Annotated in this window: 14 protein-coding genes; 8 read left to right on the top strand and 6 right to left on the bottom strand. The window is 36.0% G+C overall.

Annotated features, from left to right (window positions below):
* Position 1: 1 nt before the first annotated feature.
* The 7 genes from J7604_RS26365 (at position 2) to J7604_RS26335 (ending at position 9,284) form a co-directional block, all read left to right on the top strand.
* Complete coding sequence (locus tag J7604_RS26365) at positions 2–754, top strand: TolC family protein (protein WP_293903433.1); 753 nt, start codon at positions 2–4, stop codon at positions 752–754.
* Entirely contained in the window at positions 751–2,970 is a 2,220-nt protein-coding gene (locus J7604_RS26360) for a hypothetical protein (RefSeq protein ID WP_293903430.1), read from the top strand. Before J7604_RS26365 ends, J7604_RS26360 begins: the two co-directional genes overlap by 4 nt.
* Positions 2,957–4,165 (top strand): glycosyltransferase, encoded by a 1,209-nt coding sequence (locus J7604_RS26355; protein WP_293903427.1) that lies wholly within the window; start codon positions 2,957–2,959, stop codon positions 4,163–4,165. Before J7604_RS26360 ends, J7604_RS26355 begins: the two co-directional genes overlap by 14 nt.
* Entirely contained in the window at positions 4,162–5,499 is a 1,338-nt protein-coding gene (locus J7604_RS26350; protein WP_293903424.1) for a lipopolysaccharide biosynthesis protein, read from the top strand. Before J7604_RS26355 ends, J7604_RS26350 begins: the two co-directional genes overlap by 4 nt.
* Entirely contained in the window at positions 5,499–6,944 is a 1,446-nt protein-coding gene (locus tag J7604_RS26345) for an O-antigen ligase (protein WP_293903422.1), read from the top strand. Before J7604_RS26350 ends, J7604_RS26345 begins: the two co-directional genes overlap by 1 nt.
* A 208-nt stretch (positions 6,945–7,152) precedes the next feature.
* On the top strand, positions 7,153–8,088 hold the full coding sequence (locus tag J7604_RS26340) for a glycosyltransferase family 2 protein (RefSeq protein ID WP_293903420.1): 936 nt from the start codon (positions 7,153–7,155) through the stop codon (positions 8,086–8,088).
* The gene (locus tag J7604_RS26335; RefSeq protein ID WP_293903417.1) at positions 8,085–9,284 is read left to right on the top strand and encodes a glycosyltransferase family 2 protein; all 1,200 of its coding nucleotides are present in this window, start codon (positions 8,085–8,087) and stop codon (positions 9,282–9,284) included. The genes J7604_RS26340 and J7604_RS26335 overlap by 4 nt, the downstream gene beginning before the upstream one ends.
* Positions 9,285–9,339: 55 nt before the next feature.
* Here J7604_RS26335 and J7604_RS26330 read toward each other — a convergent pair whose 3' ends face one another.
* From J7604_RS26330 to J7604_RS26305, 6 genes are all read right to left on the bottom strand, one after another.
* Complete coding sequence (locus J7604_RS26330) at positions 9,340–10,071, bottom strand: YoaK family protein (protein ID WP_293903415.1); 732 nt, start codon at positions 10,069–10,071, stop codon at positions 9,340–9,342.
* A 166-nt stretch (positions 10,072–10,237) separates the two neighbouring features.
* Positions 10,238–11,845 (bottom strand): T9SS type A sorting domain-containing protein, encoded by a 1,608-nt coding sequence (locus J7604_RS26325; RefSeq protein WP_293903412.1) that lies wholly within the window; start codon positions 11,843–11,845, stop codon positions 10,238–10,240.
* A 250-nt stretch (positions 11,846–12,095) separates the two neighbouring features.
* A complete protein-coding gene (locus J7604_RS26320) occupies positions 12,096–14,846 on the bottom strand; it encodes a T9SS type A sorting domain-containing protein (protein ID WP_293903409.1) in 2,751 nt (916 codons plus the stop codon).
* A gap of 239 nt (positions 14,847–15,085) precedes the next feature.
* Complete coding sequence (locus J7604_RS26315) at positions 15,086–17,899, bottom strand: T9SS type A sorting domain-containing protein (protein WP_293903406.1); 2,814 nt, start codon at positions 17,897–17,899, stop codon at positions 15,086–15,088.
* Positions 17,900–18,029: 130 nt separating this feature from the next.
* Complete coding sequence (locus J7604_RS26310) at positions 18,030–19,655, bottom strand: kelch repeat-containing protein (protein WP_293903403.1); 1,626 nt, start codon at positions 19,653–19,655, stop codon at positions 18,030–18,032.
* Positions 19,656–19,766: 111 nt separating this feature from the next.
* The gene (locus J7604_RS26305) at positions 19,767–20,654 is read right to left on the bottom strand and encodes a glycosyltransferase family 2 protein (RefSeq protein WP_293903400.1); all 888 of its coding nucleotides are present in this window, start codon (positions 20,652–20,654) and stop codon (positions 19,767–19,769) included.
* A 242-nt stretch (positions 20,655–20,896) separates the two neighbouring features.
* On the opposite strand from J7604_RS26305, the gene J7604_RS26300 reads away from it, so the two are divergent.
* On the top strand, positions 20,897–22,681 hold the full coding sequence (locus tag J7604_RS26300; RefSeq protein ID WP_293903397.1) for a right-handed parallel beta-helix repeat-containing protein: 1,785 nt from the start codon (positions 20,897–20,899) through the stop codon (positions 22,679–22,681).
* Positions 22,682–22,898 lie beyond the last annotated feature (217 nt).

Genomic DNA, 22,898 nt, shown 5'->3' with positions numbered 1-22,898 from the left:
TATGAATACCCTTTGGAATAATAAGCATTCCGCTTATGGTATGCTTCTTTTGATATCCACTCTGTTTTCGGTTACATCCTTCGGACAAGTACATAAGGATAGTGTTATTGTTCTTCAGGATCTTGAAACGCAATTACTTCCCCTGGATGAAATCATTTCGATTGCAGTTGATAAATCTCCATACATAAAAGTGGAGGATGCTAGTATAAAGGCTCGTAAACAGGAAATTCATTTAGCCAGAAAGGATTGGCAAAAAGACATCCAGGCCTTTGGTAACTATGCCACAGGTGACCAGAAGTTTGGTGTATCATATGGAGACTTTAACCGCCAGACAAATTTTCTTAACGGATACAGAGTAGGAGTAAACGTGAGTGTACCACTGTTTGATATAACGGCCAGACACAATAGAATAAAGTTTAGTAAGGCCGAACTGGAAATGGCTCAAAGTAATAGAGATAGGGTAATAGTAGAATTAAAAAGGCAAATAGCAGCTGAATACAACAATTTGATTGTAGCCCAGAAGCTTTTGAAAATAAGAAGCGAAGGCCTTCAGAATTCGCAACTTGTATATCAGATGGCTGAGAAACAATTTAAGGAAGGAACAATCTCTCTTGAAGATTATTCCTCAGTAAGTAATACTCTTTTTATGGCTGAATCTAACTATGAGATTGCCAGAAAAGATTATAATACAGTTTACAAACAATTCGAATATTTAATAGGGGTGAGTATTGGTTCTTTAATTAAACAAAAATGACCTTTGGTGATATATTTAGGATACTCAGAAAGCACTTGATGCTTCTGATACTTTTTCCTGTTGCAGTGGCTTCACTGGTTTACATGAAAACAAGGAAGAGGGAAAAGGAATATGCTTCTACATGTCTGATTTATACAGGAGTTGCAAGCGGATATAATGTAACCACAGAAGAGCATCCAAGGCTTGATCACAACGCTGTAAGTAATGCTTTCGATAATCTTTTAAATACTTTAAAGTCCAGAGAAACAATACAGGAGGTTTCTTTAAGGCTTATTGCATCTCATATAACCTTAGATAAACCGGATTTGAGATACATCTCTCCTGAGAAGTATAGTGAAATAAAATCTATAGTGCCAGATTCTGTTTTGCATCAGGTAAAAGCAGCCACACCGGAGGCTACTTATGAAAAGATGCAAGCTTATATAAGCAAAAATAAATTCAATGTATTCTCAGCACTTGTAGCATCCCAAAACGGGATATATGGAGTAGATAAGATCCGAGGAAGAGTAAACGCTAATAGAAAAGAAAACAGTGATATGCTGGACGTATCTTACACAGCTAATGATGCGGCTATTTGTCAACAGACTCTTTTATTGCTTGCTCAAATCTTTATAAGAAAATATAGTGACATAAAAGAATCAGAAGTTAAAAATGTAGTCAACTATTATTCCAATCAGACTGATAAAGCAAGGATAAGACTTACTGATGCTGAACTTAAACTTAAAGAATTCCAGGTAAAAAATAAGATTATCAATTTTGACGAACAGGCAAAAGTATTGTCAGAGTCAAGACAAACGTATGCAGACGAGATTGAAAAGGAAAAGATGACTCTTGCTTCAGCTCAGGCTAGCCTTGTAAGTCTTGAAGAAAGACTGAAAGGCAGAAAGAATATTATGGAAAGTAATGACAGAGTATTGGCTAAAAGGCAAGAGCTGTCTGATATTAATTATAAGATTGCAAATGCTCAAAACTTCGGAGAAACGAAAGAAAAAATAAAAGAATTAACAGAAAAAGCAGATGCAATTAAAAAAGAGCTTAAAGATCTCGTAAATAATCTATACTCTATCAATAATAGTCATGAAGGTATTCCAAGTGATAATATTCTTCAGCAATGGCTAAGCAATGTCTTGATAGTTGAGGAGAGTGGGGCAAGACTTAAGATTATGCAAGAGCGTTATAATTCCTTTAATTCTGATTATAATGATTTTACGCCTCTGGGTTCGTTGTTACTTACTTTGAAAAGAGATGTGCAGGTAGCAGAGAAAGAATATATGGATAAACTGGAAGCTCTTAATATGAACCAGCAGAGGTATCAGAATGTGAAAATGTCAAGTAATATTAAGCTTCTGGATCAGCCTTTTTATCCGGTAAAACCTATCGCTTCAAAAGATTTTGTTTTGATTCCGCTCGCAATGATAGCTTCCTTTTTGTTGCTACTAAGTTTCTATCTGGCGAAAGAGTTATTGGACTCTTCTGTTAAAAACTCCTCAAGAGCAGAGCGCCTGACCGGATTTGAGGTTGCCGGTATACTGCCAAAAGTGACTCAAAGAAACAGGATTACAGAGTATTTTGAAGATTCCCTTATAGAACAAGCGGTTAACAGGATTGTGTTGGAAACTGAAAAGTCTGCTCCAACAAAGAAAACAAAAGTTATCCTTGTTGCCGGTACACAGATTTCAGAAGGGAAGACATGGATGATTTACAAAATGGCTAAACGTATTTCTGACCTTGGATATGTTTCAGAAATATTTACACCTGGATCAGAAACTGGCTATCGTCCTGAAAGTATTGACAAACGGGAGGTTGTAGATATTTCAAAGGTGAAAGTCAGACATTATGAAATTATTGAAAGGATGGTTCCAGCAAATAAGATCAGTGAAATACTTAAGACGATAGATAAAGCAGATTTTGTTTTTCTTGAAATTCCTTCTCTTCAAGAATATCAACTTCCTCTGCATTTGGTTAAAGAAGCTGATCTGTGCCTATTGGTACTCAGGGCTGATAGACCTTGGAAGGATTCTGATAATTATCTTTCAGGTTTGCTGACAAAGGTATTGAAATCAAAACCATTATTGGTTCTTAACAAAGTTACTACCGACAGACTGATACAGATTTATGGAAGGGTGCCGAAATGGTTCTCTGCAAAACTTGTCAGCAAAGAAAATCAGGATAAAAGTGTGACCAAGAAAAATAAAGTATCTTATGATCCGGAATAAAAATATCCTGTGCATGGCGCTTACTACGTGGGATAAGGACTTTGTAAATACTGTTGTGAAAATGATGAGTATTTTAAGTAAGCAAAACAGAGTTCTGTTTGTTGATTATGAGTATACGGTAAAAGATATTATTGCGGCTTTATCCGGAAAGCAGAAAGTGCCTATTACAAGAATGATAGGACTTGAAAATCGCCTGAGAACTGTAAATACTGTTTATGGAAGTGAGATCCATGTGCTTACACCTCCACCGGTATTGCCTATCAACTGGATAAAAAATGAAAACCCGTATAGGGTAATGCTGAAACTTAATGGTAATCTGGTAAGGGGAGCAATTCAACGAGCACTAAAGACATTGAACATGGAAAATCCAATTGTAGTCAATGGATACAATCCATTCTTTGGACTGCCTTTGGTGGGTGATTTTAATGAACTCTTAAATATTTATTATTGCTATGATGAGATTAAAGGTGATCAGTGGTATCACTTTCATGGTCCGGAAATAGAAAAGGAATATATAAAAAAAACAGACGCAGTAATTACAACATCTGATGCTTTATATAAGTCAAAGAATCCTCTTCATCAGAATTGCTTTGTGGTCAAAAATGGTGTAGACTTTGAACATTTCAATTCAGTAGCAGATGTTAAGATAAAATCACCTCATGCCCCAAGAATTGTGGGGTATACAGGAAGTATAGATGAAAGATTTGATTATGAACTTTTATCTTATTCGATCAAAATGCTTCCGGAAGTGCAATTTCAATTCATTGGAAGAGTGACGAACGAAATGGCAAGAATGGCATTGAAGAAATATCCCAATGCCAAATTTATGGGAAGCCGTAAGCCCTACGAAATTCCATCACTTCTTAAGGATATAGATGTAGGCATCATACCATACCTAAAGAATGAGGTTACAAGTGGAGTATATCCACTGAAGATCAATGAATATATGGCAGCTGGTAAACCAGTTGTTATGACTGATTTTGCAAAGATTCCGGAGTTTGATAAGCACGTTTGGATTGCCAATACAAAAGAAACGTTTCTCAATAGTCTCAAAGATGCTTTATACAATGATTCTATAGTGAGAATGAAATCCAGAATAGAATTTTCAAAACATAATTCGTGGGAAAATAGAGTTGAGCAATTCTCTTCAATAATTGAGAGGATGCTGGAGTTGAAAAAGGAAAGAGTTATATGAAGTTTTTAAAGAAGATTTTGTCCAATAATAATATTCTTTCTTTAACAGGTAATGTCATTGCAGCAGGTTTGGGTTTTGTAAGTTTTGCATTGCTCGCAAGAATATTCACAAAGGAAGATTTCGGTAATTGGATATTGTTCATTACTGTGTATGTCTTTATTGAATTACTAAGAGTGGGATTCTTGCAGACTCCACTGGTTAAATTTTGCTCAGGTGTTAGTGATAGTGAGAAAGAAAAGGTAATCGGAAGCGCTTGGTTATTTGCGATTCTGATTACCATTTCTTTTGTAGTATTAAGTTTTCTGCTTAAGCAGGTAATGCTTTATTATATTAAATCAGAGGAAGCAATTTATTTTTTCAACTATTTCTGGATATTAATAATTGTTACTCTTCCTTATAACTTTTCTTCATGGATATTGCAGATAGATATGAAGTTTAATAAGATTATTTATATCCGTCTGATTAGCCAAGGTGTATTTATACTGTTACTATTTGCAGAATTGTATTTGCATAGAGGTAAAGAGTTTATTGTACAGTCTTACCTGATTTCAAATTTTACAGGAAGTTTATTTTGTCTGATTGCCGGATGGACTGGTATAAGAAGCATTAGATTGGCAGAGTGGAAGAAAGTTAAGGATTTATTTAATTTCGGAAAGTTTAGTATGGGTACTATGGTGGGCGCTAATTTATTAAGGAGCTCGGATACATTTTTGATAGGAGCTTTGTTGGGTGGAGAGGCTGTGGCAATTTTTAATATCCCGCTTAAATTATTTGAATTGGTTGAAATACCTTTGAGAAGTTTCGCCGCAACAGCTTTGCCTTCTTTTTCCCGATTGGTGAATAGTAAAAATCTTCAAGGGCTTAGTAAAAAGCTTGAAAGAAGTGCAGGTATGTTCAGCATTATGTTGTTTCCTGTGGTGGTGTTTTGTATAATATTTGCTGAATATCTAGTGATTTTGTTGGGCGGGGAGGGATATGCTGAATCTGCAAATATTCTAAGGATATTTGCTCTTCATGCTGCTTTAATGCCACTTGACAGATATTCAGGAATGGCCTTGGACGTTCTCAGTAGGCCTCAGCAAAATATGTTCAAGGTAATTGTAATGGTATGTATCAATTCGCTTGGCGTATTCATTGTAATTAAGTCCTTTGGTATGTTATGGCCTGTTGCCATCGTTTCCATACTTACCTTTTCTGCAGGAGTCATTATGGGGCTATTCTTCTTAAGGAAAGATATTAAGATAATACCTTCAAGATTATTTTCGGAAGGATTTAAAGAAATCAAAAGTTCTGTTAAAAAGTTGAAGAGTAAACTAAATTTCAGTGTTGACTGATGCTCGATCGTGATGTCTTAATCGAAAATGTGAAAAAATATGGTCAATGGCCTTTACTGTTGCTAATTGCCTATTTTTTAGGTTTGCTGTTTGCCAAAGGTGGCATTGTTATTACTGCAGCAGCAGCTTCTCTGCCATTAGTATTCGTGGCTTTGGCCATTATATTCTCATATCCCATATCAGGTATGATCATGGCCATGGTGGTTGGCATGATTGTAAATGGTGTCACCAGATATGTTTCCGCTCCTTTAGGGACAACTCTCGATATTGTGCTTGTTATTTCCCTATTCTCTGCACTGTTTAATGTTTCTTATGATAATATCAAAAAACTGAATAATGGTCTAATTTGGGTAATGTTATTGTGGGTAGGTTTTACAATGCTCGAAATTCTAAATCCGGAAGCTGTAAGTTTTAAAGCATGGTTCTTTGCAGTAAGAGCAATATCCTTCTATATCATATTCCTTATTATACTAACATTCCTTGTGCTGAAATCAGAGAAACTGATTGATGTGTTTATTAATTTATGGATGATTGGGGCTTTGGTTTGTGCTCTATATGGAATGAAGCAAATGTATATCGGTCTTGACCATGTGGAGAAGGCTTGGCTGGAAACAGCTGCAGATACACACATTTTATTTGGTAAAATAAGATATTTTTCATTTTGCTCTGATGCAGGACAGTTTGGTGCCTTTATGTCTTTTTCTTCTCTTGTAGCAATTATATTGTCACTGAAATCTAGCTCCAATTTTAAATCGGTATTTTATTTTATAGTAGGTGTACTATGTTTCTGGGGAATGGCTATATCAGGAACCAGAGGGGCTATGTTTGTATTTATTGGCGTGTTGTTTTATCTCTTGCTCACTAAGAACTTCAGAATATTTACACTTGGATTTATTGCGATGGCTGCAGTATTCTGTTTTTTAAGGTTTACTTTCATAGGCCAGTCTAATTACCAGATTCAAAGGATGAGAAGTGCTGTGAACCCTCAAAGTGACCCTTCTTTCAAGGTAAGGCTTGAAAACCAGAGAAAGTTAAAAGCTTATCTTGCATCAAGACCAATAGGGGGAGGAATAGGTACAATTGGTTATTGGGGGAGCCGTTTCAGTCCAGGAACTTTTTTAGCTGAAACACCTCCGGATAGCCACTATGTCAGGATTTGGGCAGAGACAGGAATTGTTGGATTGACGATTCATATACTTACACTGTTGTTTATTCTGGCAAGAGGTTTCTACCTTATTTATAACCTCCGTGATCCTTTTCTGAAGCAGAAGATGATGGCTTTGTATGCCGGTGTCTTTGGGATCCTTGTAGCGAGTTATGGTAATCAGGTGTTGGCTCAGTTCCCTACAATTGTGTTTTGGAGCATCTCTGTTGGTGTTATTTTTCTCGGTCCATCTTTGGATACTGATGAAACTTCTAAAAGTACAGAGCCTGTAAAGTCCTGATCGGTATTAGATTGCAGGCCCTTTTTAACAATCTTTATTTTTTGTTAGTTTCTCTTAAAAGAACTCATTGACTGATGATGTAATAAGAGAATAGTTGGAACTGCGGAAAGGATAATATTTTTTATAGATAACCTGATTCTTTATTCCTTACTAATTCTATTTATTGAAATCAATAAGCGGTGGGTTGGTATTATTAAATCATTTTGATATGAGAAATGTGAGAGAGGATATTTACCCGTTGGTCTCAATAGTAACAATAAATTATAATGGAGCTGATGTGACATGTGCACTTCTTGAGTCTTTAAGGAAAATTACTTATCCGAATGTTGAGATAATCGTTGTAGATAATCATTCAAAAGAAGATCCTGGTGTTATAAAAGAAAGGTATCCGGAAATAAGGCTGATCAGAAATAAAAATAACAATGGATTTGCTGGCGGCAATAATATTGGCTTCAAAGCTGCAAAAGGTAAATATTTCCTTATGTTGAATAATGATACGGAAGTAGCTCCTGATTTTATGGAACCTCTTGTTTCTAAGTTGGAGTCTGATCCTGGTGCAGGAGCAGCAACGGCGAAGTTGATATATTATCATAGTGATCGCAGAATTCAATTCGCTGGAAGTACGACAATCAATCCTATTTCAGGAAGAAATAAATATATCGGACAACATGAAAAAGATAATGGGCAGTACAACCATTGTTGCTGCACTCCATATGGACATGGAGCTGCAATGATGATTCCCCGCAAAGTAATTCAGGAGGTGGGTTTAATGCCTGAAATGTACTTTCTTTATTATGAAGAACTTGATTTTTGTGAAAGAATAAAAGATGCCGGATATTCAATCTGGTTTGTAGGTAATTCAAATGTGTTTCATAAAGAGTCTGCGACAGTAGGTAAACTTAATCCTATGAAGATTTACTACCTCACAAGGAACAGATTGTTATTTATGCGCAGAAATGTAAAAGGGTTAACACTTTACTTAAGCATGATCTATTTTACTTTCGTAGCGCTACCCAAAAATTTATTGACTTATCTGTTCTCAAAAAAGGTAGATTTTGCAAAGGCTTTTATGAAAGGGTATTTATGGAATTTTAAAAACAAAGCATTATTGGAAAATAAAAGGATTAAACTTGAAGCCGCATGATCGCTATTAAAATTATACTATTAGTTCTATTTGTTTATTTGTCTGTCTGTGTATTTTATGGATTTCTGTTTTCTTTTGCCGGAAGGCTTGGTGGACTCAGAAGGTATAAATTTAGAGAACCGTCTGGAAGGTTTGCTGTATTTATTCCATCATATAAAGAGGATGAGGTAATTCTTAACTCAGCAAAGGAAGCTTTGAACCAAGATTATCCTCAACATCTGTATGACGTAATAGTGATAGCTGATTCATTGCAAAACAGCACATTGAATTTGTTGAAATCAATGCCCATTAAAGTGATTGAAGTTTCCTTTGATAAAAGCACAAAGGCAAAATCACTGAATGTTGCACTTAATCAACTCGATGAAAACCTTTATGATTATGCTCTTGTGTTGGATGCTGACAATATTATGAAAGCGGATTTTATAAGAAAATTAAATTCTGTTATATCTGTTAAAGGCATAGGTGCAGTACAAGGGCACAGAGTTGCAAAAAATATGAATACTAACTTCGCCATATTGGATGCCGTGAGCGAAGAAATTAACAACCATATTTATAGAAGAGGCCACAGAGTTCTAGGACTTTCCTCCGGGCTTATCGGATCGGGGATGGCCTTTCATTATAAGTATTTTAAGAAGGTTATGGCTACCAACAATGCTATTGGAGGCTTTGATAAAGAGCTGGAACATAAGCTTCTGAGAGATAAGGTTAAAATTGAATATGTAGAAGATGCCTATATATTGGATGAAAAGGTTGAAAATGCTGAAGTGTTTCAAAATCAACGAAGGAGATGGATATCTGCTCAATTGCACTATTTTAGACAATATTTCTTTCAAGGACTTTGGCATCTTATAACAAAGGGCAATATGGATTTCTTTGATAAAGCATTTCAGCAATTTTTGGCACCAAGGGTGTTACTACTGGGAGTGACTGGAGTGACAGCAGTAGTATCTGCAATATTTGAATTTGTCACAGGAATAGTAGCATTTCCAGGATCGTTCTATTGGATAAGTTTGTTCCTCGTTCAGATGTTGGGATTGACTATTGCAGTACCTGCGGAATTCTTTACTAAGAAGAATTTGAAGGCAATAGCGCAGCTGCCTAAGGCTTTTATAGTTATGCTTTTGGTGTTGTTTAAATTAAAAGGAGCTAATAAAAAATTTATTCATACACCTCATTCAGGAAGTTCGAAAGTATAATAGAAATTAAGATTGTTGTTCATGATAATCCTTCTTTTATGAAGGATTATCTTTTTTAGTTTTTAATGTCTTGTTTCATAAGTGTTGTAGATTCAGAATGTTGTTTTTTGAAGGTATATATAATTCCCGCTACCAATATAATAGATCCCAATAGTAGCACTTTTATTTGAATGAAGTCATAAAGAATTCCGGCAAACAAGCCTCCAAGAAAGAAAAATGAAATGATGGTAAATCGAAGTTTAATGGATCTGTGTAACTTTTGCTTTTGCTCTAACTCTGTATAAAAGAATAGTTGTGACAATTCAATTCCTAGATCGGTAAAGAGCCCTGTTAAGTGTGTTGTTCTTACTGTGGCATTACTGATTCTGGTAACCAGGGAATTTTGCAAGCCCATTGCAAAAAGTAATATTGTTGCAATAAGATTTGCATTGGTATCTATGAAATTCTTACTCAGTAAACCTGTTAAAGTTAGAATAAAGCTCTCAAGGATAATTGGAACTATATAGACAAATCTGGCATTCTTCCTTGAAAATATTTCTATCAGTAAGCCAGAAGCAAATGAACCGAAAAAAAATGCTAAGATAAATACAAAGTAAAGGATTGTCTGGATTGCGTTCAGCTTAAATGCTTCGTCAATAAAAAAAGCAAAATGACCTGTAATATTTGTAGTTAATTTTGCTACGGATAAAAAGCCTGCAACATTTACTATTCCTGCCACCAATGAGAGCAGAGATGCAATCTGAAGATTATGTTTGAAAGTTCTTTCTCTTCCATGATGAATAAACATTGCAAGCTAATTTTCAGGGTTATGATTCTAAAGTGTTGATTTTTCCTGCAATTTATTAAAAAAAAAGAAAAGAGAAATTCAAAGGTGTAGTGCATCGGGAAGAAAGATAAAATTTATGTTTTCTTCCTTAGTGGTTATTTGGGTACTCTTGCCTCTTTATCTTTTATTATTTCTTTTTCCAGTATATCCTGCTAAACCTCAGTTGCTCGTCATCTGATTTTATCCTTATGTAATAAATGGATTCGGAGAGGTTAAATGAAACGAGATTTATTTCAATAGTATTATTGTCAGTAAAAGTAAATGAATTGACAGAAGTAGAATTGCCATTCATATCGACTATTGCTATTTCTGGGTTATTAGTTGCTATTTCAGGAATAGTTAATAATAGCTTGTCAGAAACTGGATTGGGATAAGCATTTAACTTATTGTCTGAGAATATACTGGGAGTATTACTAAGTGGAATCGGAGCTTGTCCGGTTTCATGCACTGCTTGAGGTTTAGAACTCCATTTTAAATTAATAAGTTTGGTAGAGTCTTCGTTATTATAGCTAATAAAGTTGACATTATCTTCGGTGATTATTTTGTCAATCATTGCATCACAGTTCAAATTGAGGGAAAGCTGATATCTTCTTTGATCAGGCATTTCTGAGAAATCAAGATAAAGTATTAATGTATCTCCAAACTGTTCTGTAATTGTTTCAACGCAGTTGCGGGTTTGAATGTATTCATAAACTTCCTGAAGTGGAGCCATGTACATATTGTCTTTTCCTTTTATACCAAATTTTTGTTCAAGACTGTTCATGTAGTTTTCAAAAGTTGGATATGCGATACTTCCACCTTGAAGAACTTCGCCCACCTGATGAGTAAAAGCTGAATACCAAATGTGATTATCAGATGAACTTTGAGCTGCTATTTCATCTAATTTACCAATATATCTATTAAGATTAACTTCATCCAGAAATTGCCTGAACATTTCATAGTGCTTCAGATTTTTAAGAGTATCGATTTTTATACCATTTATGCCTTTGAAAAACTTCTGATTATAAATTGATTTCATTCCCAGTCTTATCGCAGGCTCAGCATATCCTGTATCTCCTCCTGGTATTACAAAATGTGTCATCGTAATATTTGTCTTATCATATACATATTTTATGTTTTGTGATATCTGGTATTCATAGTCGGTATCCGGTCCTGTTTGATGTGAAAAACTATGATTAAGAACATCCCAGTCATTTTGATACATTATCTTCAGTTCATCCCATGTCATGTCTTCATTGTTCTTTTTTACGTGATTGTCGTCGCCTCTTCCATTGGTACTACACATGGCTATACCCAATTTAAAAGGAATGCTATTGCCACATCCATCAGAAAAGAAAAGTCCGGGGAAATCCTTGTTGAGCTTATAATTTGTGCCCCCATTGACTAAAGGATATGCATAATCATATGCACAGGCTTTTCCATCGTCCAGTGTGAAACTAAAGGCGAAATCTTTATTATACATGAGGGGACATTTTGTAAGACTATAATTCAAAGGCTTGGAGTTGAATATGATTGTTATTTTGGCACCTGTCACCTTTTCTGTAGAGCTTAACCTTCTTAATAGATTACTATTTTTTGTAAGTTGTTTATTATTGGATTTTGGATGAAGCACAACTTTGGACAAATATTTTTTTGAGGTATCTTTTGATGAGGCTTTTAATAGAAAATAAAATATAGAAGGAAAAATCAGAAACAGTAAAACAGAAATTGTAATTTTTCTTTCGCTGAATAACATATGAATGGGAATTAAATTTCAATTGGTTAACTGGTAAGGATAAAAGAAGTTTTCAAAACTTTAAATGGAATATCATCATGTAGTTGTATTGATATCTTATTTAGATAAAACCCTTAAATGATGAAGATGAATGGAATAAAAGTATTGGGAATATTGGTGAGGGATTAAAAAAAGGATTTTTAAAAAAGGGAAAATTGAAAATTAAAAAGGGCAAATTTATTTCTTGCCCTTTTTAATTGGTTACCTCTAATTATTGTTTAATAAATTTAAGTGTTGCCGATTTTGAATCACCATTAATTAGTTGCATAAAATATACACCAGGTTCCAGATCTGAAACATTTACTGGAAAATCCAAGTCGCTGTTTGCAGGGCTTACTGTTGTTTCCTTTATCGACTGGCTCATACTATTAAAAATTTTAATAGCACAGGTTTGATTTGTCTTATCTTTCAAACTGATATTAATGATATCTTTAGTAGGGTTAGGATATGCAAGTATATCAGATGCAGAAGAGGAATTGTTCCACTTGATTGAAGAGATAATTGATGGTTCAACTTCGATATAATCCCATGTCGCATTGAAAGTTGCATTGGAATTTCTGGACGTAGAGATAATGCCGACAGCCAAAGCCGTGTCTGATCTTTGTATTGCTCCTTTGGTTTTTCCGGAAGCTATGACCGGATCAAAGCTAAATGCAGTCTTGCCGATCTGATATCTTGGATAAATGGTTGCTATAGCAGGATCTATGTAAAACTGAAAAACAATAGGTTCTGATGGAATGGCTGCTGTTGGTAGATCATTTTGAACTGTTGTTGCCTTGCCATTTACTTCATTAACTAGTGCTATGCCTCCTTTACCACCGTTAGAGTTAATAACAAGTTTAATATAGTTGTCTTGATCTCCATTGCCGATAAATATTCCCTGTGACTGGTCATCTATAGGAGTTTCTGCATTAAAGTAGCTTGGAAGGATGGCTGCTGAAATTACATATGTTCCTGAATTTTTATCTGCATTTATCCCAAATAGAAATCCATTCATCTGAGTGTTGATATCTTCAAATGCATCTCCAGGAGTAACTTCTTCAAGTGTAAGTGCTCCGGCAGCTCCTCCTGCAATCATATTGTAAGGGTCGTACAAATTGAGATAATCGGTTTTATAGTTGGTCATCAATCCTGTAAAACCAAGACCAAAGAATCCCGTACCAGGATCATAGTTGAACAGTGCATAATGTGTAGGAATGGCAGTAGTGGTGCCATTATCCTTATCTCTCACATATATATCTTCAATATCTTTGACTCCATCATTGTCATCATCGTCATCAATTAAGTCACCCTTTAAGTCTCCATCAAAATCAGTTGGTTTGTCAGCCCCATTGCAAGGGTCAGTTCCGGTTTTAGTTTCCTCATCATTGGAGTATCCGTCCTGATCATCATCATTAGGGGAATTAGGGCCGCTGTTACATTCGATTGCAGCTCCTGGTTCAAAGATGTCTATTCTACTTTTGCCCCAGCTTGCAATCCAGATACTACCTTCAAATATTTCACCATCTGCTTGTGCTGTAATGTCAAGAGGTTTTGCATCTCCGATTGACCATCCTTTATCGAGATTAACTCTGTTGGATTTTTTACTATTGAGAATAACTTTAGGATCATCCGTCGTTTTTATTCTGAAAATGTCTCCTTCATATCCAACAGCTAATATATCGCCATACATGCTGTTTCCTGAGTAAAGGTATTCACACATACCATTGGTAGATTGTTCAAAGTATATTAGTGATTTATCAGCATCTGTCCCAGAATCATAATAGTCAGCTTCTCTGGGATCTTTCATGCTTTCAGGAACAGGAGGCCAGTCAACAGGAAGAGGAAAGTTTGGGTCTGAATTATCATTTCTCCATTTGCTTCCATGCACTGAATCATTCGTAAATAAGCCAGCTCCTGAGGGGTTAGCTCTTATAGGAGTTGGATGTCCTGCATAATATTCTCCTGGCTGATAGGTATTGATATTGCCTATATACTCTAAGCCATCAAAATTGCCTACTGTTAATGAGCCGGGCTCACCTGCAGGGTAATTATTGGTAACTGTTCCGTTTTCTTTTACAGGATACCCACCCCAGTTCCTGTTAGGTCCGTTATCTATACTATAGATTCTACCGCTTCTTAAAGGGTGTTTGGTAACTACTATATCATAAGGATTTCTAAATCCCCCTGCGAAAATCTGGACAGGCCCGCCAGGAACTACCTTTGTTTGGTTAAGTCCATCATTTCCTCCCCAAGGATCAAAGATATCTGTTCCATCTGGGTTATTAGATCTTGTTGGGTCATCCAAAGTTGGTATATCATATTTATATGGATTTTTACCAGTTGAGTCAGTCTTAGTTGGCAATGCCTCTATTGTTGCCAGATCCACAGAAAGTATGGCGGCGCTAAGGGCATATTCAGTGATGTATGTCCACAGGGCAGAGGGAGCTCCGGAGTTTGTTCCTCCTCCCTGACAAACTAAAAGTTGGTTTCCATACTTTACTAGTCCGTTTGTCGCGTGGTTTTCTTCAGATCTTGGAAGACCTCTTACAAGGTCTATCTTTTTCCACTGGCCACCTTCTTTATATAATTTTGAAATTACACCTGAGTTTGTACAAAGGTTAACATCTCCAAAGCTACCAGCTCCAATACGGGAGTCACTGGATGTTATGTATATTATTGGATTAGAAGCATCTCCTTCAACTAATATTCCAGTTACTTGTCTTTTTTTGCCGGGAGCATATGTTCCATCGTCATTGTGGTTGGGAATATCTCTGACTAGTGTAATAGTTTCGGTACTTGTAGCGGTATAGTTATTAGGCCCGTTTCGCTGAATTGTTGCAATTTTTATTTGTCCATCTTGTTGCGCTATATATAATTTCCCATCGGGACCAAATTGCAGGGAAGTGGGATTATTCAAGTTTATATTTTTTAACTGACTGTTTGTAAAATTCTGACCGAATACGCTGACCAGATTAATCATGAAGCATATCAAGATTGATGATGCTGTTCTCAAAAAGCTGTACAAATTTTTCATGGTGTAGGTATTATTGACATAAAAAATAACTGAATATACTGACCAGTGTTTATTGATAAATATCAATTTTGATGGATAGTCACCAGTCTATCTTATAGAAAACTGGATTATTAATAGATTTAATTAAAAAATAAAGATGAGTCTTCGATTAATGAAGAACTCATCTTTATGTAAATCAGATATATTTATTTCTTGATGAATTTTATTGTTGCAGAATTTTTCTGACCCTCTGAAATTAATTGAAAATAGTAAATCCCATTTGGGTAGTCTCCCATTTTAATCCCATAATCATCGCTGCCTGGATTAAAGTTTATAGTTCTTTCTTCAACTTGCTGGCATAAGTTATTGAAAATTTTTAATGTGTAATTCTGCGGTGATTCCTCATTGATATTGAGATGAACAAAATCACTGGATGGATTGGGGTATATGTTTATGTTTTTAGATTTTGTACCATTGTGCCAGAAGTTTATTGAAGTAATGTCTCCTGGATTGGCTTCAATATAGTCCCAGGTTGCACTGAATCTTTTACTGGATCCCCTTGATGTTGCAATAAGCCCTACAGCTAATGCAGTTTCTTCGTTCTGTATTGCACTAGCTATTTTTCCTGATACCTGAATGGGATCGAAGCTATACATTACATTATCTATTTTATATTTAGGATAAATAATGCCTGAAGATGGATCTATAGTAAGGTAAAATACTATATTTGTCCGAGGGATAGCGCCAGGCAAGGGATTTTCAACACTTGTAGTTACGCCATCTGTTTCTGTCAATAATTCGATTCCTCCGGAACCTCCATTTGCATTTAATGAAAGTTTAATATAATTATCCTGGTCACCAGTGCCTATGAACATTCCATGTGATTGAAAATCTTCAGGAGTTCCGGAGCTAAAGTAATTGGGAAGGATTCCTGTTTTTACGGTGAAGATTCCTGTGTTTTTGCTTGTGTTTATACCAACCTGAAATGCATACTGCTGGTTGTTGTTGCCTTGAAAAGCATCACCATCTGGAATTTCTTCTACTGTGAGTGCTCCGATTGCTCCACCTGCAATAATATTATTACTATTATAGAGAGCACTGTAATCCGTTGATCCATTACTCATTAGTCCTGTTAATCCAACTCCAAAAAAACCAGTACCAGGATCTGCATTGGTAAGATTAAAGATTTTGGGAATATTATTTTGTAATCCATTTTGATTATCTAATGCAAAGAAATCCTGGTTGTCGAGGATGCCGTCATTATCATCATCATTATCCCACTTGTCACTTATTTTGTCACTATCATTGTCTGATGGAGCATCAGCGGCATTACATGGGTCTGTTTGGTTGTCATTTTCTTCTGCATTGGAAAAACCATCGTTATCATCATCAGCTGTAGGTACAGTATTATTGCATATAACTGTTGCCGGCTCAAATACTTTTATTATGTTTGCAGAATAAATAGCGACCCATATTGTTCCTTCAAAAATTTCTCCATCTCCTTGTGAAGTAACATCCAGAGCTTTTCCTTCAAGCGCACTTCCCAAAGGTTTGTCCAAATTTAATCTAGTAGCGTCTTTACTGTTAAGGACTGCATCTCCAGTAGCATTAAGTTTTATTCTATATAAATTTCCATCAAATCCTGCAGCAAGAATATCTCCATATAGAGCATTGCCTGAATATCTGTATTCACAAATACCATCAGTAGAATTGTCAAAATATAGCAGAGCTTTATCTGCATCAGTTCCTGCTTTTCTATATTCACTTTGTCTGGGATCTGCAACCGGAACGGGAGGCCAGTCTGAAGGTAATGGTAATGAAGCATTACTGTTATCGTTACGCCAGCCTGAAGCACTAGGTGAATTGGTATATAAACCTGCACCGGAAGGGTTAGCTCTTATTGGATTTGGATGACCTCCATAGAAGGCGCCAGTTACATAAGTGTTCATGTCTCCAATAAATTCTAATCCATCATAGTTGCCCACATCCTGTGATCCGGGCTCTGAGGATGTGTATTTGTTTGTTGCATTTCCATTTTCAAGAGTAGGATTGCCTCCCCAGTTTTTGTTAGGCCCATTGTCGATGGAGAAAATTTTTCCAGCTTTTGAAGGATGTTTTAATACTAATATATCATATGGGTTTCGGAAACCTGAAGCAAAAACCTGAACAGGGCCATTGAGAACTATCTTTGCCTGATTTAGTCCATCATTACCTCCCCAAGGATCATTTTGATCGGAACCATCCGGATTATTAGGTCTTGTCGGGTCATCAAGGGTGGGTATATCATATTTGTAAGGATGTTTTCCTGTTGGGTCCTGCTTATCAGGGAGGCTTTCAACTACGTTTAAATCAATGGAAAGTATTGCTGCAGAAAGCGCGTATTCGCAAATATAGGCAAATACGTTTGAGGGAGAACCTGCATTAGTCTGGCCACCTACTGCAATTAACATTATTTTTTTACCATTGCCTTCATAGAGATATATTCCATTGGTGGCATGTGTTTCTTCTGATCTGGACAGCCCTCTGACAAGATCTATTTTAGTCCATGTATTTCCTGTTTTAGTTAATTTGGATAATACTCCCGAATTCGTGCATAGATTGATATCACCATTGCTTGCTCCGCCAATCCGTGGATCGCTGGATACAACGTATAGTATAGGATTGTCAGAAGTTCCGCTAACGGTCAGTCCTGTAACGAGTCTCTTGGTGGAAGGCTGAGAAAGTAAACTTCCGTCATCATTATGATTTGGGATATCCTTTACAAGGGTTATAGTTTCGGATCCAGTTACCGTATAATTGTTCGCTGAGGTTTTATTGATAGTCAATACTTTTATATTGCCATCCTGTTGTGCGACGTAAAGTTTACCATCTGGTCCGAATTGAAGCGATGTAGGCGTAATAACTCCTGCGTTCTGAAGGGTGCTAGATGTAAAACTCTGACCAAATGCAAAAAGCTGATTTAGAAATAGAAGCAAAGTAGCAGTGAAAATTTTTTTCGGAAATGAGCATGTGTTTTTCATGTCGAGTACTAATAAATTTCACTATTTAACTGAAGTATAAGCTCAGTGTTTATGCATTTAAATAGATAAGGGAAAAAGAATAAAATGTTTATTCCTTCTCCCTTTGAATTATGGTTTGATAATGTAATTTTTAATCCCTGATAATCTTTATTGAAATTTTTTCAGAAGTTTTTTCCGAAATTATATTTACTATATAAAAGCCTTTGGATAATTCACTAAAGTTTATGGTTTGGCTGTTATACCCAGTTATGACCTTGTTTCCCGTACTGTTAATTATTTCCCAATAAAGAGATTCCCTATTTTGTTCATCGATTAGATTGAGGTAATCTTTTACCGGATTTGGATAAATAGTTACCCCCATAAGTTTATTTTTTATAGAAGCTATATCTCCCAGTTCTTCACCATATACACTTATTGATGCTGGGTTATTAATACCGGAATGATCAATATCAATAAATGATGATTTAAATCCAGTCCCCGATGGGGAAAAGCAAATGTCTAGGGGAATACTACTTTGAGGAGTGACGATGTAAGGGAATGTCAGGTTGGTTGAAAAGCAGAAATCAGGACAATTGTCCCTTATCGAAATTCCATTGATTTGTATATTCATCGAGGTTGTATTCGAAAGGTTAATTCTTAACGTTTTGTTCGGAATCTGATTATCAACTTTCCCAAAGTTTATCGAATCGGGTACTGTCAGTACTATTTGTTCCTCAATAGATGGATCATGATATATTTCCTGATTAGCGAGTTCAGTTGCTCCATTGCCTCCGCTGGTTTTGCTTCCTGCTGCAATATAAATTTTGTTATTATATACGATTGCCTGAGTTGCATGTCTTCCACTATCAAGGGGCGCAAGTGTTCTCCATGTTTTGGTTGTGAGATTCAGGGCTTCTGTCTTATCGAAAGCAAGGTTGTTAACTGTGCCAGGCCCTTCACCTCCTATAACCAATAGTTCATTTCCCAATATCACTGATGAGCATCCAGCTCTTGGGGTTGGGATATTATTGGGCCAGGTTTCCCATGTCTGACTTGAAAAATCAAATACGTCTATTGCTGCAACTGTAAGGTTATTTGTTTGTCCAGTAGCGAGAGAAGAATGTCTTCCTCCTGTAAGGTATATTTTTCCATCATGCGTAACGGCTTGAAAATGATCTCTGGCATTAGGCGCATCTGGCATTATTTTCCATTCGTTTGTCTGGGGATTATATTCATCAAACCATGATACAAAGCCACTGTTATGGCCATTGATTATACCCCCTGCAATGTAAAATTTATTGCCGTATACAACCACTCCTGCAGATCCTCTTCGTCTTTCCACTGGAATGATAGGTCCTTCAGACCATTTGTCAGAAGCTGGATCATAAATATATATTCTGTCTACAGGAGTTTCAGAAGGGTAGTTTCCAGTAAATGCGTTTACAATATAAATTTTGTGATTGTATGCAACAGCTTGAAAATGGTGTATTTCTAATGCTTTTGTAGGAGCATCTGGGGCAGGAGGCAAGGTTGTTCCTTTTGCCCAATTCTTAGTCGATGGGTCATAAATATTTACGAACTTATCCAGTCCTAATCTTCTACCTCCTATAAGGTAAAATTTACCATCACATTCAACATAACCACATTCATGTCGATGTATAAGGTCGGGGTCTCCTGATTCTATCTCCCAGTGACCTGTATCCTGGCAGAATGAATTGTTGCAGAATAAAAGTATGTATAAGGAGATGCTAAAAAACAAGTGTAAATTTATTTTCATACTAATGAATTATATTTTGTATAAATATGTTCGTCTTCGTAATTTCTCTGAAAAATAAATGTAAATAGCCCTGAGTAATTAAGGGCCTATGTTTGCTAAATTGTTAACCAATTAAAATTTCTTTGCTTTCTCTTCTTCAATATTTATTTCTCCTTTGGCGGTGAAATAAATTCCAATTCTGGAAATTTCTTTTTTTGCCCTGTTATAAAGAGCTTTCCCTAGGGATCCATCGTCCATTAATCTTCTGTCGCTCGTCCAAACTCTTGCAAGGGGAGATGCAACCAATTGAAGATTTCCTTTTCTTGTCAGGCACATAGCCATCCAGCCATCTTCACTTCTTTTAGTCACCTTTCGGTTAAGTTGATGGTAAAATCCACCGACTTCAAGTGCATCAACCTTACGATAGGCAAAATTAAAGCCCATAACATTTACGCATTCTCTTTGATTTCTCTTTATTGCGAAGAATGCATTAGCAGCTGTTTCGTACAATCCTAATGTTAACCTGTTATTTTCTTCCCCGGGAATAAATGAATAAGTCCCATAACTACAGGAAATCGATGGGTTGTGTAGTGGTTCAACAATTGTGTCTAACCACTGATCAGGATAGATGGAATCTGCATCTGCATTGGCTATGATGGGGGCGTTTGCCGCTTCAAGACCGGCTTGTCTGGCATAACTGATCCCTTGGTCTTTGACAAAGACAGAGCGCACACCACATCTGTCCAATATTTCCTGTGTTCTGTCTTTTGAATTGTTATTTGCAACTATCAATTCCGTGCGATAGCTGGTTTTCAATTCTGAAATAGAAGACAGCGTTCTCAGGATATTTTTCTCTTCGTTATATGCCGGAATTACAATAGTTACCTCCGGATCGTCTTGATGGAACCTTTTTAACTTTTCTTTGATTTTATCTACTACCTGAAGGGAATATAGATCATTCTCCTTGAATTGAATATTATTATGCCTGTATACCCAAGACGGCATTGTAAATCTGGACATAGTTATTTTATGTGTTTTAATAAAATAAAAGGAAGATTAAATCTCCTGTTAAAAATAGAACTGAATCGGAAGTGATAGTGTTTAGACAACAACAAATTATTAGAAAGTCACCAGCTATTAATAAATTAAAAATCAGCTTATAGAAACAACCTCTACTTTTATGGAAGTCCGGAGTATAATCATAAAACAAACCCTACCGGCTTCATAAATAAATCTCTAATATTTAACTAAATAAATTTCAAATGAGACGATCCAGTATTTTGATGGCATTATGTGCCATAGGTATTTCTTTTGCCTCTTGTAAAAAGGAACATGACATTGAAAATGTTAAACCTTCTATGGCTGTTGGTGACAGCGCAGGAGTTGAAGGATATGCATGTACCTATACCATAAAGGCCAATCAACCTATTGTAGATGGAAGTACCCTTAATATTCCAGCAGGAAGTGTAGTTTGTATAGAAGCAGGTACAAGAGGCCCGCTTGTTCTTAAAAACTTCTCAGGACAACCTGGTAGACCAATTACCTTTGTCAATGGGAATGGAAAAGTTACAATACAGTGTTCATCAAGCAATGGATACGGTCTGAAACTTGCCAATTGTAAATATGTAAAAGTAGCCGGTAATGGTTCTTCTGATCAATACGGAATTCATGTAACTGGATCTCATATTGGTGTTAGTTTTGAAGCTCTCTCTACAAATTGGGAAATCTCAAACGTAGAAATAAGCAACATTGGATTTGCTGGTTTGATGGGTAAAACAGATCCATCTTGCGATCCTGCTACATGGAGAGCAAACTTCACAATGAAAGACGTATCTGCTCATGATAATTATGTACATGATGTAACAGGAGAAGGTTTCTATGTTGGAAACTCATTCTTTCAGGGTGGAAGAAATCTTTCATGTGGGAATATTTTGCCTCACGCTATTGAAGGTGTGAAAATTTTCAAAAACAAAGTAGTTAACAGTGGTTGTGAAGGTATTCAGGTTGGATGTGCTGTGAAAGGTTGTGAGATATATGATAACAGTATAGAAAACTTTGGTAAATCTCCTTTTGCGGATAACCAGAATAATGGTCTTCAGATTGGAGAAGGTACTGGAGGATTGTGTTATAATAATATAATCAAAAACGGTCCTGGTAATGGAATTATCTGTCTTGGGTATGGCGACAACGTAGTATATAATAACGTAATTATAAATGCAGGATCATATGGTATATTCACAGATTCAAGATATACTCCTGGTCAATTCTTTAAAGTAGCAAATAATACTATCGTTAATAGTGGAAAAGATGGTATTATGGTTTATTCAGAGAAAATTCCGATGAACTATGTAGTAAATAACATTATTGCTGCACCTAAGAATGGTAAGTTTGTCACAACAAGAAGTACTAATGTAAAACTTACATCTTCCAATAACCTTAATGCAGCTACAGTTGGTGAAGTTAAATTCGTGAATTCCGGTGGCAACGATTATAGAATAGCTTCTGGTTCACCTGCACTTGATAAAGGTATGAATACATCATCATACGGTATTGCTTCTGACTTCGGAGGTGGAAGAAGACCAAATGGAGTAGCCTATGACATCGGAGCATTTGAAGGAAGTGGTTCTTCACTTTCAAATAATACTCCAACAACTTCAACAACTCCCACAGCTCCAGCAGCGCCAACTACAACCGGAACTGCTCAGGTCACAAGCTTAACCCTTGTCAATGCAACTACAGGAAAAGACATCATGACTATATCCAATGGTGCAACAATAAGCTATAGTGCGCTTGGTACGAATAAAATCAATGTTCGTGCAAATACATCTGCAGCAACCAAAAGTATCATATTTAAGTTTGATGGCGTAAATGTAAGAACTGAAAGTGGTGCGCCATTTACCATGTATGGCGATGCAGGAGTAGGCAACTATAACCCATGGACACCAGCATATGGAGCTCATACCATCACTCTGGTTCCATATACTAAAGAAGGAGCTTCAGGAACAGCAGGAGCTTTATATACAGTAGCAATTAATGTAGTAAGTTAATATAATAAATTATAATTAGTTTGAGGTGTTCGGAAGCCTCTATTTTTAAGGGGCTTCCGGATATTTCTTTAAAAAAAAGTCTCAAAATATAATTTTCATAAAATTATAAAGTTTTTAAAAGGTATGAGATGGAGCTCAGAACAGAAAGGCAATATGACATTAGATACTCCGTTTCTTAATTAAATAAACCAAAGCTGTAAAGCAAAATTTGTCAGTA

Origin of the sequence: Sporocytophaga sp. (genome assembly GCF_017745095.1) — a bacterium.
Taxonomy (GTDB): Bacteria; Bacteroidota; Bacteroidia; order Cytophagales; family Cytophagaceae; genus Sporocytophaga.
This window is presented reverse-complemented; position numbering and strand designations above follow the sequence as displayed.

Excerpts from the sequence above, each read along its gene's own strand:
- J7604_RS26365 (WP_293903433.1), top strand. The coding sequence starts at position 2 with ATGAATACCCTTTGGAATAATAAGCATTCCGCTTATGGTATGCTTCTT.
- J7604_RS26360 (WP_293903430.1), top strand. The coding sequence starts at position 751 with ATGACCTTTGGTGATATATTTAGGATACTCAGAAAGCACTTGATGCTT.
- J7604_RS26355 (WP_293903427.1), top strand. The coding sequence starts at position 2,957 with ATGATCCGGAATAAAAATATCCTGTGCATGGCGCTTACTACGTGGGAT.
- J7604_RS26350 (WP_293903424.1), top strand. The coding sequence starts at position 4,162 with ATGAAGTTTTTAAAGAAGATTTTGTCCAATAATAATATTCTTTCTTTA.
- J7604_RS26345 (WP_293903422.1), top strand. The coding sequence starts at position 5,499 with ATGCTCGATCGTGATGTCTTAATCGAAAATGTGAAAAAATATGGTCAA.
- J7604_RS26340 (WP_293903420.1), top strand. The coding sequence starts at position 7,153 with ATGAGAAATGTGAGAGAGGATATTTACCCGTTGGTCTCAATAGTAACA.
- J7604_RS26335 (WP_293903417.1), top strand. The coding sequence starts at position 8,085 with ATGATCGCTATTAAAATTATACTATTAGTTCTATTTGTTTATTTGTCT.
- J7604_RS26330 (WP_293903415.1), bottom strand. The coding sequence starts at position 10,071 with ATGTTTATTCATCATGGAAGAGAAAGAACTTTCAAACATAATCTTCAG.
- J7604_RS26325 (WP_293903412.1), bottom strand. The coding sequence starts at position 11,845 with ATGTTATTCAGCGAAAGAAAAATTACAATTTCTGTTTTACTGTTTCTG.
- J7604_RS26320 (WP_293903409.1), bottom strand. The coding sequence starts at position 14,846 with ATGATTAATCTGGTCAGCGTATTCGGTCAGAATTTTACAAACAGTCAG.
- J7604_RS26315 (WP_293903406.1), bottom strand. The coding sequence starts at position 17,899 with ATGAAAAACACATGCTCATTTCCGAAAAAAATTTTCACTGCTACTTTG.
- J7604_RS26310 (WP_293903403.1), bottom strand. The coding sequence starts at position 19,655 with ATGAAAATAAATTTACACTTGTTTTTTAGCATCTCCTTATACATACTT.
- J7604_RS26305 (WP_293903400.1), bottom strand. The coding sequence starts at position 20,654 with ATGTCCAGATTTACAATGCCGTCTTGGGTATACAGGCATAATAATATT.
- J7604_RS26300 (WP_293903397.1), top strand. The coding sequence starts at position 20,897 with ATGAGACGATCCAGTATTTTGATGGCATTATGTGCCATAGGTATTTCT.